The sequence below is a fragment of the Pseudomonas sp. SWRI68 genome (genome assembly GCF_014269165.1).
GTDB lineage: Bacteria > Pseudomonadota > Gammaproteobacteria > Pseudomonadales > Pseudomonadaceae > Aquipseudomonas > Aquipseudomonas capeferrum.
Genome location: NZ_JABWRU010000002.1, coordinates 31,194 through 43,911, shown reverse-complemented (window position 1 = coordinate 43,911; position 12,718 = coordinate 31,194). Strand labels below are relative to the sequence as shown.

Below are 12,718 nucleotides of genomic sequence, written 5' to 3'. Positions count from 1 at the left end.
GCAATCGGCCTAAAGCCCCCCATCTGAAGAGCAATAGATGATCGCTTGGTTGCCGTTACGGGCATCCCCTTTGAGCTTCAGGGGCCAACGCGCCCATTCCTCCCAGAGAAAGCAGGTGACCTATGCGCCTTGAGGCCTGCTTCATGTTCTCTATCAGGGAAGGTACGTCACAGTCTTCCTTGCGGTACTGCGGTATCGTCGCAGAGATTGAGCCAGCAATCTGCCCATCGATGAAAATCGGAACGCCGATACCAAAGGCGCCTAGAACCCGTTCACCATCACCCACCGACCATCCTCGCTCTCTGATCGACTGAAGGTCAGCCCGAAGCTTGGAGTGCGAAGTGATTGTCGCATCGGTGAGTTTCTCCAGTTTCAAGCCCTCAGCAAAATCTGCTGGCAAGTGGGCCAGCACAGCCTTACCGGCACCACCGGCATACAGCGGGACATCAACCCCAGTTTCCAGTTTGTACTGGATAGGCCTCCAGCCTTGAGTAACATCAAGGAACTGGGCTTTGGAGGTAGTTCCGTCAAACGAGAGATACGCGATTGTTTCTCCCGTTTCCTTCACCAGAGAATCGACTATGGACTTGCATAGCTTCACCGGAGAGTAGGTTTCATTGCTGAGTAGTGCAGCCCACTGGTGTAGCCGGGCAGCCGGGTAAATCACCTGCCCGTCGATATGGATCAAACGTTCAAGGGTGGCAGATTCAATAATTTTCTTGGCAGTTGCCGCATTGCATTGCAACTGGGCGGCCATGCCCAATCTGCATTTGTACCCATTGGGCTCAGCGCACACCAACTGCAGCAGCCCCTCAAGCCGGGCAACAATAGCACTGTCTCCATCGCTGACTACCCCACGTCCGAAGCTATCCGACACGCCTACTGCCTGTGATAACCGATCAGCTACCTCATCAAGTTTGGCCCGCGCGGCATGTCGTACCTTGGCATCAAGGCCCCCAAGGTCGTGAAGCGACACCGAAATCACCAGCCCCGGTGCCAACCTCCTCACCACCATGGAAACCGCTGAGGGAAACTCGGACTCCGAGATGCTTTGGGGTGGTTCGATCGGTGTTAGGCGAGGTGGGATGTCATCTGGTGACGGATGCTTTCGAAGGAACTCACTGAACCCTCTACCGATATCTCCGAACTCCAAGGGGAAGGGATTTCCGCTCTTCGGTCTGAAGAACAAGGTGGCCGGGGCTTCACCGCAGTGAAGAACGTAGTAGCCGTTCAAATGCGGCGCATAGACCGACAGTAAGGCTGCTTGCTTTGCACTCTCCGCCAAGCCATCGAGGAGATGCCGAGCTGTATTCACCAAAGCACTGCGATTATTCAAGGCGTGCATCAGTACCCTGAAGCGCGGGCCCACTCGATACTTTCCAACCCCCTCTTCAACCGCAAAATTTCGGTCAACCAAGGCCACCAAGATGCGGTTGACGGTACTTCTGCTCTCTCCAAGATCGTGGGCTAGCTCTCTTACGCCCCACGCGTCTCCATCCGCTCGTCTGACCAAAGCATCCATTACCTCAATCAATCGACCGTGGCTGGATGTGGCTGCAGGGGCTTTGGAAGCCAGAATTTGAGAGGGCGCGATAGGCATTTGATCAGCTTGCTGAGCATCAAGAAGGCTCCATTTTGTGCCGGTTTCGAGCCGCAGGGCAATCACCGCCTGTTGACAATAACGCTGGGCGCGAGGATTCTTAAAAAAACAAAACAGGACACTGTCCCATTTTTTAAAAAATGGACGTGATCCACAAAGTGGAGTGACCTATGAATAACAACAATACGTTGACGGAGTCCGTCGCTATGCCTGAGCCTGGAATCGAACGCAAGACCAAAGCCAAGAAGGCTACCGCTGCTGCGGTATTCGGGACGTTCGTTGAGTATTACGACTTCAGCATCTACGGATATCTTGCTGCCACCCTTGCCTTGGTCTTCTTCCCATCAGACGACCCGACAACAGGCCTGCTCAATACCTTCCTGGTTTTCGGCTCTGCATTCCTCGTCCGCCCGATTGGCGCTGTAGCGTTCGGTTGGCTGGGGGACAAGGTAGGACGCCGCGCTAGCCTGATCGCGAGCATCACCCTGATGGGGGCTGCTGCGACACTCATCGGCCTGCTGCCTGGCTATGCGCAAATCGGCGTCTGGGCCCCCATCCTCCTCGTTGCACTTCGCATGCTGCAGGGCTTCTCTGCCGGCGGGGAAATTGGCGGTGCGGCTAGCTACATCCGTGAGTGGGCTCCAGCCAATCGTCGCTCGCTATACATCTCTTTCCTGCCGTCGATTGCTCAGTTTGGTAAAGGTCTTGCCGCAGCCATCGCCGGTCTTGCAGCTGCATGGCTGACCGACCCACAGATGGCTGATTGGGGTTGGCGTATTCCGTTCCTGTTGGCACTGCCGCTTGGCATCATCGGCCTGTGGATGCGCCTGGGCATCGAAGACAGCCCGGAATTCGAATCGAAAAAAGCCGAGGAGAACAAAGAACACAGCGCACCTTTCGCTGAGCTCGTGCGCGACTACACGCGCCCGCTCACTAAGGTCATGATGATCTCCCTGGTGCAGAACATCGGCACCTACATCGGCACCGTTTTCATCGCTGCGTACTTCAGCTCAATCCTCGGTTACTCGAAGGGACAGGCTTCCACCATCGTTCTGGTGGCTGTCAGCTTTGCAGCCCTGATGATTCCGTTAGCAGGTCACCTCGGGTCGATCATTGGCAGTAAAGCCTTGCTCCGCCTAGCTTATCTCGGCTACGCCGTTCTTTCCGTTCCATCGTTCCTGCTGATGCAGCAAGGCCAGGTAAGCATGGCCATGGCCGGTCTGGCCTTGGGAATGATTCCTTACGCGCTTTGCCTGGCCGGCACCTACTCGGTCATGCCTGAGTTCTTCCCTACCCACGTTCGCCACACCGGGGTCGCCTTTGGCCACAGCGTCGGTGCCGTTATCGGCGGCGGCATTGGGCCTTTCATGGCGACCTGGCTGATCGGCGCCACCGGCAACCAGACGGCTCCCGCTTTCATCCTGAGCGGTGCCGGGGTTCTGGGCCTGATCGTGCTGTGGACTGTCCGCAGCCAAGCAGCTGCCGACGACAAAAAACATCAATTCGCCTGAGTACTACCGCATGCCTCTCATCTACGTCACCAGCCCCATTCACGAAACAATCCTCAGCCGACTTTCGGATGTCGGGGAAGTGCGTCTCGGCTACGGCCCTAATGCCGTTGGGTATGAAGAAATCCGTAATCAGGTGGCTGCCGTGTTTTTGCGTGGCGGCCACATCAGCGCTGAAATGATCGCTGCCTCGCCCAAGCTGCGGATTGTTGCTCGCCATGGCGCCGGCTATGACAACGTCGATTACAAAGCAGCCGCCGACCACGGGGTTTGGGTCACGAACACTCCAGGTGCAAACCAGCGCAGCGTGATTGAGCATGTCTTCGCGTTGCTCTTGTCGCTGTGCCGCAAGCTGCCGCTGGTATCCGAACAAACCCGCAATCGGGTCTGGGCAGAAGACCGCCTTTCGCTGACCGGTATCGAACTCGAAGGACGCACTTTGGGCCTGGTGGGGTTCGGCAACATAGGCTCCAGCGTTGCACCTGTTGCTGAAGCCTTCGGCATGAAAGTGATATTTACCGACCCCGCCATCGACCCGAGCTCAGACAGCCGCTGGGTAGACTTCGACACCCTCCTGTCTACGGCTGATGTCGTGAGCCTGCATGTCCCTCTGCTGGAAACCACTCGCAACCTGATCGGAGCACCTGAGTTCGCCAGGATGAAAGACGGCGCAATGCTGATTAACACCAGTCGTGGTGGTGTTGTCGACGAGCAAGCACTGGTCGACGCCCTCAAGAGCGGAAAGCTGGCTGGCGCGGGGGCTGATGTACTCGCTGCCGAGAACATCGACATGATCAAGCCGTTCGACCATGCCACGCCGGACATCGCGAACACGCCCAACCTGATCGTCACTGCCCACGTCGCCGGCCAGACCGATGAATCGTTGATGCGCGTAGGCATGAGCGCATTGGAGGCCATAGCCGCCGTACTCAAGGGCGAAGCACCTGCTCACCCAGTCAACCAGCCTGTGCCGAAATCGTTCAGCTAAGCCTTTTTCCGAACTGGAGGTATTCAATGTTCATCAATGTGTCCGATGAGTCGATCACCGTTAATGCCACCTGGGAGCGAGCTGACCTGACGTTGATCGAGGAAATCTCGCATTACCCGGTGGCACTCATCGGCGACGTACTCCACCGCATGGGCATGATGGCTTCGGCTATTCGCCACACCGCCGGTAAATCTACGTTCTTCGGCACCATCTTGCCGCTGAACACTCGCGAGGGTGACAATCTCGCTATCCATCGTGCGTTGGACGAGGCACAGCCAGGGGATGTACTGGTCATCAACGGCAACAGCGAAGTGAACCGCTCAGTGTTCGGTGATCTGCTCGGTGAGATCTGCCTAGCCAAGCAGGTTGCAGCGGTCGTCATCGATGGCGCGGTACGTGACATTGAAGAACTCGACAGCATGGGGCTGCCTATCTACGCCCGTGCAGTAAACCCAGCAGGCCCCTCAAAATGGGGCCCAGGCCAGGTCGGCGTTCCAGTCGCCTGCGGTAATGTCGTTTGCTATCCAGGTGATGCCATTATCGGTGACCGGGATGGCATCATCGTAGTTGCTCGCAACCTCCTGCCAAACTTGGCCGAGAGGGTGAAGCTCCAGGACGGCTACGAAAACAGCTTCCGCGAAAAAGTACGGGCAAGCGTACGCTAAACGCACATAACCCTTCGTAGATAGCGGCCTCCCACGCCTCGGCATTTCCGCACCGAGTGGCCGCTATCTACACCCCCCGTTCTCTGCTGAGTGAATCAGCTTTCGATAACGAGAAGTTGCCCGGTCGATCCCGACACGATCGTATTGGTTACCACATCAAACAGGTCGTAAATCACGCTCACCTGAGGGCAGTGAATCGCCCCCGGTTTTGTCCGTCGTGAGTGTCTACACGCAGGTCACTGAAATCCAAGCTCTGATCAATGCCGCGCATTAGGCCGAATGCTGGCCAACGCAAGAGGCCGCTATGGGTCGATAGCGGCCCCTGGCCTGACGCGTGTTTCGAAGTAATCGAACGTCAAGGCCTACCCTGTCTTGGGCATGCAAAAATTATCATTTTGAATTTGTCGGGTGGCCGCCGTCCGAACATGGCTACCTGAAGAAGCGAGGCTATAGATTTTCTACTGACATGAACAAGCGTTGCTGTCTCTCTGAGCGGTGCTGAGCGCTGTTAGTCTCATTTCACCAACCACCCATCCACGCCTCACTCAGGAGGATGTATGTCAGTAGAAAAAGTAGCAATAGTGACTGCCGGTGGTAGCGGCATGGGAGCGGCAGCAGCACGTAGACTGGCTGCCGACGGCTTCAAGGTCGGTATTCTTTCTTCCTCTGGCAAGGGGGAGGCCCTGGCGCAAGCGTTAGGCGGTATCGGCGTAACCGGCAGTAATCAGTCAAACGAAGATCTGCAGCGCCTCGTCGATGCAGTCATTCAGAAATGGGGCCGTATCGATGTATTAGTTAACAGCGCCGGCCATGGCCCACGGGCACCGATCCTTGAGATCAGCGACGAAGACTGGCACCTGGGTATGGAGACCTACCTGCTCAACGTCATTCGTCCCACGCGACTGGTGACGCCGTACATGCAGCGCCAGAGCGGCGGTGCAATAATCAATATTTCTACTGCATGGGTGTTCGAACCAAGCGAACTCTTCCCTACCTCGGCAGTTTTCCGTGCCGGTTTGGCGTCGTTCAGCAAAATCTTTGCTGACAAGTACGCCGCTGACAACATTCGCATTAATAACGTGCTGCCGGGTTGGATCGACAGTCTCCCTGCTACCGAGCAGCGTCGAGAAGGTGTGCCACTTAAGCGCTATGGCACGAGTGAGGAGATTGCCGCCACTATCGCCTTCCTGGCGAGCGAAGGGGCAGCCTACATTACCGGCCAGAACATCAAGGTCGACGGCGGCGTTACCCGCAGCGTCTGAGCCTCTGGGCCGCACACCGTACGCGGCCCTTTTTCATTTTGGGCGATTGCCATGCTTGATCTGATCTTGACCAAGGTATGGTCGGATTTATCTCTACCTGTTGGCGGTGTTCCCAATCCATTTCGCTTGATGCAACTGGCCTGCCGATGCATTGCGCGACCCACTGTGCAACTGAGCAGCGCGCTACCAGTCCTGCGAATGCGGTGCTGGCCCTGCCAGCGCCGGAAACAGCGGCAGTACCTCTTCGGCCAGTTCCTGAAGGATGTCCTGGGCCGGGCGCCGCGCCATCTGCACCCCCAATGCTGCATGGTTGACCCCGGCCTCGCGCCACTCGCCGAGCAGGTCGATCAACCCGTTGCGCCCGGTGCGCAGCACGTAGCCGCCTTGCAGCGGTGTACGCGGGAAGTTCGGGTCGTCGTCCAGGTCGATCCATTCGTTGGTCATGTGCGGGCGGAAACCACCGCCCGGTATCGCTGCGCGCCAGGCGCGGATTTTTTCGGCCAACCGTCGTGGTCCAAGCACGTTATGGGTGGCGTCGGGGTAAGTGAGCCAGCCATCGGCGTGTTCGCCCAGCCACTGCAGGCTTTGGCGTGACGAGCCGGTCACCACCAATGGGATGCGCCCTGACACTGGCCTTGGCAGCAGCCGGGCGCTGCCGAGTTGGCCCAGCGGCGACTGGATCGGCCCAGGGTGCTCGGCCAACAGTTGCCGGAAGTAGTCCACGCTTTGCGCAAAGCGCTCGCCGCGGCTGTCGTGGTCCAAGCCATAGGCTGGAAACTCCACGGGCCGGTCGCCCGAGGCGATGCCCAGCACAAGGCGCCCACCCGACAGGGTATCGAGGGTGGCAGCGGCCTTGGCCAGGTCGATCGGGTGGCGCAAGGCGAAGATCGCGCTGCCGGTCACCAGGGCAATGCGCTGAGTCTGCGCGGCCAGGTAGGCCAGGTAGGTGAACGGGTCGAATACCTGCCCGGCGTCACCGAAGGCCGGGTCGAACAAGGGCACATCACGCACCCAGGCGGCGGCAAAGCCCAGGCGGTCGATGTCGCCGACCAGCCGTGCCTGCCCGGCCAGTGCCTGCATGTTGCCGTCGTAGAAACGCAGCGGCATGAAGATGCCCAAGGTCAGTTGATCGGGCGCGAACATGCGCCGGTAGCCGGGGTGCTGGGCGAAGGCGCTGGCGTTGGCGCCGCAGGTGGGAGTTGTAGGGTTCATGGCCGTTCCTTGGTTGGGCGATTTCATGGGCCAGTGGCCGGGGCGGGCAGGCGGATACCCCGTTGCACGGCGGGGCGTTGCTCGACCTGGCGGTACCAGCGGGCCAGGTGGCGGTGGGGGCTGAAGTCGAAGCCCACCAGGGCGGCGATGTGCAGCCAGGCAAAGGTCGCGATGTCTGCGATCGAATAGCGCTCTCCGGCCAGCCATGGCTGGGTGGCAAGCTGCTGGTCGAGGACGCTGAAGGTGCCTTCGGTAAGGCTGCGGTAGCGCTTGAGCGCCGCAGGGTTGGGCGTGGCCTCGAAGCATTCGAAGTGCACGCGCTGGCCGAGCAGCGGCCCCATGCTGGCGCTGTGGTACATCAACCAGGTGATCGCCGCCCAGCGCGGCTGCGGCGCGGGGTCGAGCAATTGGCCGCTGAGCTGTGCCAGGTACAGCAAAATGGCAGCAGACTCGAACAGCACGATGTTGGCAGCATGGTCGACCAAGACCGGGATGCGGCCTGCCGGGTTGAGCGCGAGAAAGCCCGGTTGCAAATGCTCGCCGTGCTCGATGCGAACATGCTCCAGGCGATAGGGCAGGCCCATCTCTTCGAGTGCGATGGTGGCTTTGAAGCCATTGGGCGAGCTGTCGGTGTACAGCACCAGCGAGGGATCATGCATGTCAAATAACCTCAGGAAAACTAACGCAAGTTGTTTGGCCTGAGCGCTATGCTATGCAGATTGAGCGCGATACTAAAACGATTGCTTCTTACGCCAGCGTTAGTTTTTCTAAATCGAGGAATTCCATGGGTGCCGTTCTGCCACTGCTTGCCTTGCGCGCCTTCAGCGAAACCACCCGCCTGGGCAGCCTGAAGGCTGCCGCCGAGCGCATGGGGGTTACGCCGGGAGCCATCAGCCAGCAGATTCGCCTGCTGGAGGACCGCCTCGGCGTCACCCTGCTGACACGCAGCCGCCATGGCGTGCAGCTCACCGAGGCCGGGGCGGGCCTGTACCCCGGCGTTTCGCGCGGTTTCGGCGAAATCGAGAGCGCCTTGCTCGACCTTGAAGCGTTGGCACGGGCCAGCACCCTCACCATCAGCACGCAACCTTCCTTCGCGTCCAGCTGGCTGGTGCCGCGCCTCAGTAGCTTCAGCGCGCTGCACCCCGGTATCGAGGTTCGTGTCGAGGCCACAGCGGCACTGGTCGACCTGCAGCGCGAGCGTGTCGACATTGCCCTGCGCCATGGCCTGGGCGACTACCCGGGGCTGCAGTCGATGCCTTTGCTGGCGCCTGTGCTGCTACCCGTTTGCAGCCCGGCGCTGCTCGCCAGTGGGCCGGCCCTGGATGAACCCGTAGATTGCCTGCAGTACCCGCTGCTGCAGGATGCCGACCGTGCCGACTGGACGCTGTGGTTGCAGGCCCACGGCTTCGAGCCTGACAGCCGCAGCCGGCGCGGGCCGAGCTTTGACGAGGAGCTGCTGTTGCTGCGCGCGGCCGCGAGCGGTCAAGGCATCGCCCTGGTCCAGGCGCAGCATGCCGAGGAGGGGCTGCGTGACGGCAGCCTGGTGGTGGCCGTGGATAGGCCCTGGCCATCACGCTTTGCCTACTACCTGGTCGCCCGCAAGGAGCAGTTGAAGCGGCCCCAGGTGCGTGCCTTCATGGACTGGATCGAGGGGCAGCTTGCGGGAAGCCGTAGCACAGCATAAGCCGAGCGTGGTCAGACGCCAGCCTGGTGGATGCAGGTGTTCAGGTCTTCAAGGAACGCTCGCAGGATCGGTGGCGGCGACACGCCACGCCGGGTGATTACATCGAAGGGGGAGGTCAGGTCCAGTGTGCTGGCGCCCAGGCGGCGCATTTCGCCGGTCTTGACCCACTGCTCGGCGAAGTGCACGGGCAGGAAGCCGATGTAGGCGCCGGAAATGATCAGGATCGCCGCTGCCTCGATGTTCTCCACGGTTGCGGCGGCCTTGCTGATGCCCAGTTGCTCCAGGTCGTACTGCTGCATGTAGCCACGCACGACGATATGGCACTGGCGAACTTCTTCCAGCAGGCGCCCGTTGGCCGCCTTGCTGGCATACAGCGGATGGCGGCGGCCACAGTAGAGCCCCAGGGCTTCGTCGTACAGCGGCAGGTACGACAGCCCCGGCACGCGCAACGGGAAGTGGCCGATGGCCAGGTGCAGCCGGCTGTCCAGTACCCGCTCTTCGAGCTCCGCCGGGGCGCCGATGTAGATGTGCAGGTGGGCATCGTGCCCGCGTGAGACAAAGCGCTGGGTGGTGCGCGGCAGGGGCGAGGCGTTGTCGGTCAGGGTGGAGTCGATGATGCCCAGGTTGAGCTTGCCGCTGATGTGCTGCTTGAGCACGTCGGCATCCATGCAGAAGCTCTCCACCGCGCTTAGCAGGCGCAAGGTGGCCTCATGGATGGCCACGCCCTGTTCGGTCAGGCGAAAGCCGCTGCGCCCGCGCTGGCAAAGCTTGACCCCCAGGCGGGTTTCCAGGTGCGTCATCTGTTCGCTGATGGTCGACTGGCCGGCGTTGAGTGCTGCCTGCGCGGCAGAAAAGCCCCCGCACCTGACGATGGTGGTGAACACCCTGAGAAGCTTCAGATCGACATCGTGGAGCTGGATCACTGTGGCCTCCTGGCGGTGCTTCACATCGCTGCGTCACATCGCGCTGGCTGATATGAGCGTCCGGCCATTGTTTTTTTTCAAGCTAACCACGCACCCGTGATCACTGCAATGCCTGCCGCCTGGAAATGCCGGCGGGCCTTTGGCATTCGGGCGAATACTTCGGGTTGCCCGATGTATGCATCTGCACTTGCGCATTTTTCCGCTGTTGGCCTGCCGCCATAGTGGCTGCAACGGCGGTCGAGCAGTCGCCCCGTCTCCTGACCAGAACAATAAGTGGAGAAACCTGAACATGGCAAAGCACGGTTATGAATCCGGCCGCCTGAACCTGCCCTTCGTCGGGCATTGCACCTTCGCCAAATCGCCCATCTGCACCGACTGGGATGCCATCGACGCCGATGTGGCGATCCTCGGTGCGCCCAACGACATGGGCACCCAATGGCGCTCTGGCGCACGTTTCGGACCGCGCGGTATTCGCGAGGCATCGACCCTGTTCTCGTTCGGCCATGCTGGCGCCTACGACTTCGAAGATGACGCCACCTACCTGACCGATGACCAACTGCGCATGGTCGATGTCGGTGACGCCGATATCGTGCACACCGACATGGCCAGCAGCAATGCCAACATCGAGTCGGCCGTGCGCCAGATTCTCAAGGCCGGCGCCATGCCGGTGGTGCTGGGCGGCGACCACTCGATCCATGCGCCGGTGATCAAGGCCTTTGAAGGGCATGGGCCGATCCACATCGTGCACTTCGATGCCCACCTGGACTTCGTCGACGAGCGCCATGGTGTGCGCTACGGCCACGGCAGCCCCCTGCGCCGCGCCTCGGAGCTGGACCACATCGTCGGCATGACCCAGATGGGCATCCGCAACGTGTCGTCCTCCAACCGCGATGACTACGATGCCGCGCGCGACGCCGGCTCGCAGATCCTTTCGGTACGCGACGTGCGCCGCCTGGGTTGTGAAGGCGTGATGGCGAAAATTCCCGAAGGCCGCGACTACTACATCACCATCGACATCGATGGTTTCGACCCGTCCATCGCCCCAGGCACCGGCACACCGAGCCATGGCGGATTCTTCTACTACGAAGTGCTGGAGATCATCCAGGCGCTGGCCCGGCGCAGCGAGGGGCGGATCGTCGGCATGGACCTGGTGGAAGTGGCCCCGGCCTACGACCCGGCAGGCGTGACCTCGATTCTTGCCGCGCAGTTGCTGATGAACAGCATCGGCTTCATCTTCCACGCGCGCGCCAACGCCCGCTGATCCGGAGACTGTACCGTGGACAACAAGGTAAAAGCCTACCTGCAGGCCTTCGGGGTTTCAGAGGCCACCCAGCGTTTTCTCAGCAAGCCTCAGCGTATGTTCATCGGCGGTGCCTGGCTGGAGGCCAGTGATGGTGCCAGCGCCGAGGTCATCGAGCCGGCCACCGAGGGCGTGCTGACGCGCATCCCCATGGGCACCCCGGACGACCTGGACCGTGCGGTGCGTGCCGCCCGCGCGCAATTCGATGGCGGCCCGTGGAGCCAGCTCAAGCCGCTGGAGCGCGAGCGCCTGATTCATCGCCTTGCCGACCTGGTCGAGGCTAATGGCGACGAGCTGGCGCAGATCGAGTCGATCGACATGGGCAAGTCGGTCGCCCAGGCCCGTGCCGTGGACATTCAGGGCACCGTCGATACGCTGCGCTACTTTGCCGGCTGGGCCAGCAAGATCCATGGGCGTACCGTCGAGCCCTCGCTGCCGGGCAACTACCTGGCCTATACCCGCAAGGAGGCCGTCGGCGTGGTAGGGGCCATCGTGCCCTGGAACTTCCCCCTGCAAACCATGGCCTGGAAGCTCGGCGCGGCGCTGGCGACCGGCTGCACCGTGGTGGTCAAACCGGCGGAGCTGACCTCACTGTCGGCCTTGCGCTTTGCCGAGCTGGTGCAGGCGTCGGGCATCCCCGACGGTGTGCTGAACATTGTCACCGGGCGCGGCAGCGTGGTGGGCACGGCGATGTCCAGCCACCCGGGCATCGACAAGCTGAGCTTTACCGGTTCGACCCCGGTGGGCTGCTCGGTGGGCAAGGCGGCGATGGACCAGATGAAGCGCCTGACCCTGGAACTGGGCGGCAAGTCGCCGGTGATCGTGTTCGCCGATGCCGATATCTCTGCTGCGGCCGAGGCGGTCGCCAACGGTGTGTTCTTCAACTCGGGGCAGGTGTGCGATGCCGGTACCCGTGCTTATGTCGAGCGCAGTGTCTACCCGGCCTTCCTCGAAGCGCTGGCGCGCTACACGGCGACGTTGAAGATCGCCCCGGGGCTGGACCCGGACTGCTTCATCAGCCCCATGGTGTCGCGCCAGCAACAGCAGCGGGTGCTGGAATACATCGCCCTGGGCAAGGCCGAAGGGGCGCAGGTGTATTACGGCGGTGAGCCGGTCGAGGGCGCTGGCTTCTTCGTGCAGCCGACCATCTTTGCCCACTGCACCAACGACATGCGCATCGTCCGTGAGGAAATCTTCGGGCCGGTGCTGGTAACCATGCCCTTCGACGCCGAGGAGCAGGCGCTGGCGCTGGCCAACGATTCGCAGTACGGCCTGGCGGCGGCGATCTACTCCAACGACCTGGGCAAGGTTCACGGGCTGATCCCGCGCCTGCGTGCCGGCACGGTCTACGTCAATGCCCATAGCACGCTCGACCCGTCCATGCCGTTCGGTGGCTACAAGCAGTCGGGCTATGGCAAGGACATGGGCGCCGAACAACTGGAGTTTCTGCTGGAGACCAAGGCGGTCTGGATCACCTTGCCCTGAGGAACAGGGCCGGCCTGCGTCGCCTGGTTTGGCGAGCGACGCAGGCAACACGAACGCATCGAATTTCAAGAACAAGAACCCGTCGAGGTGA

At 61.1% G+C, this 12,718-nt stretch carries 11 protein-coding genes; 7 read left to right on the top strand and 4 right to left on the bottom strand.

The window, feature by feature from the left end; all coding sequences use genetic code 11:
* Positions 1–55 precede the first annotated feature (55 nt).
* Positions 56–1,666 carry an IclR family transcriptional regulator C-terminal domain-containing protein gene (locus HU770_RS03810; protein ID WP_186663072.1) on the bottom strand — a complete coding sequence of 537 codons (1,611 nt, stop codon included), beginning with the start codon at positions 1,664–1,666 and terminating at the stop codon, positions 56–58.
* 104 nt (positions 1,667–1,770) lie between these two features.
* Between HU770_RS03810 and HU770_RS03805 the strand changes: the two genes are divergently transcribed.
* From HU770_RS03805 to HU770_RS03790, 4 genes are all read left to right on the top strand, one after another.
* Positions 1,771–3,111, top strand: a complete 1,341-nt coding sequence (locus HU770_RS03805; RefSeq protein WP_186663071.1) for an MFS transporter — start codon at positions 1,771–1,773, stop codon at positions 3,109–3,111.
* Positions 3,112–3,121: 10 nt separating this feature from the next.
* Complete coding sequence (locus HU770_RS03800) at positions 3,122–4,096, top strand: hydroxyacid dehydrogenase (RefSeq protein WP_186663070.1); 975 nt, start codon at positions 3,122–3,124, stop codon at positions 4,094–4,096.
* A 26-nt stretch (positions 4,097–4,122) separates the two neighbouring features.
* Positions 4,123–4,761, top strand: a complete 639-nt coding sequence (locus HU770_RS03795; RefSeq protein WP_186663069.1) for an RraA family protein — start codon at positions 4,123–4,125, stop codon at positions 4,759–4,761.
* A gap of 557 nt (positions 4,762–5,318) precedes the next feature.
* On the top strand, positions 5,319–6,023 hold the full coding sequence (locus HU770_RS03790; RefSeq protein WP_186661539.1) for an SDR family oxidoreductase: 705 nt from the start codon (positions 5,319–5,321) through the stop codon (positions 6,021–6,023).
* A gap of 183 nt (positions 6,024–6,206) precedes the next feature.
* Here HU770_RS03790 and HU770_RS03785 read toward each other — a convergent pair whose 3' ends face one another.
* Positions 6,207–7,235 (bottom strand): LLM class oxidoreductase, encoded by a 1,029-nt coding sequence (locus HU770_RS03785; RefSeq protein ID WP_047583416.1) that lies wholly within the window; start codon positions 7,233–7,235, stop codon positions 6,207–6,209.
* 23 nt (positions 7,236–7,258) lie between these two features.
* Positions 7,259–7,894 (bottom strand): glutathione S-transferase family protein, encoded by a 636-nt coding sequence (locus HU770_RS03780; RefSeq protein WP_186663068.1) that lies wholly within the window; start codon positions 7,892–7,894, stop codon positions 7,259–7,261.
* Positions 7,895–8,019: 125 nt separating this feature from the next.
* On the opposite strand from HU770_RS03780, the gene HU770_RS03775 reads away from it, so the two are divergent.
* Positions 8,020–8,919, top strand: coding sequence for a LysR substrate-binding domain-containing protein (locus HU770_RS03775; RefSeq protein WP_186663067.1), 900 nt, complete (start codon positions 8,020–8,022; stop codon positions 8,917–8,919).
* A gap of 11 nt (positions 8,920–8,930) precedes the next feature.
* Here the strand turns inward: HU770_RS03775 and HU770_RS03770 are convergent, their stop codons facing one another.
* Complete coding sequence (locus tag HU770_RS03770) at positions 8,931–9,842, bottom strand: LysR family transcriptional regulator (RefSeq protein ID WP_047583414.1); 912 nt, start codon at positions 9,840–9,842, stop codon at positions 8,931–8,933.
* A 289-nt stretch (positions 9,843–10,131) separates the two neighbouring features.
* On the opposite strand from HU770_RS03770, the gene speB reads away from it, so the two are divergent.
* Positions 10,132–11,103, top strand: coding sequence for an agmatinase (gene speB, locus HU770_RS03765; RefSeq protein WP_186663066.1), 972 nt, complete (start codon positions 10,132–10,134; stop codon positions 11,101–11,103).
* Positions 11,104–11,118: 15 nt separating this feature from the next.
* Positions 11,119–12,627, top strand: a complete 1,509-nt coding sequence (locus HU770_RS03760; protein ID WP_186663065.1) for an aldehyde dehydrogenase family protein — start codon at positions 11,119–11,121, stop codon at positions 12,625–12,627.
* Positions 12,628–12,718 lie beyond the last annotated feature (91 nt).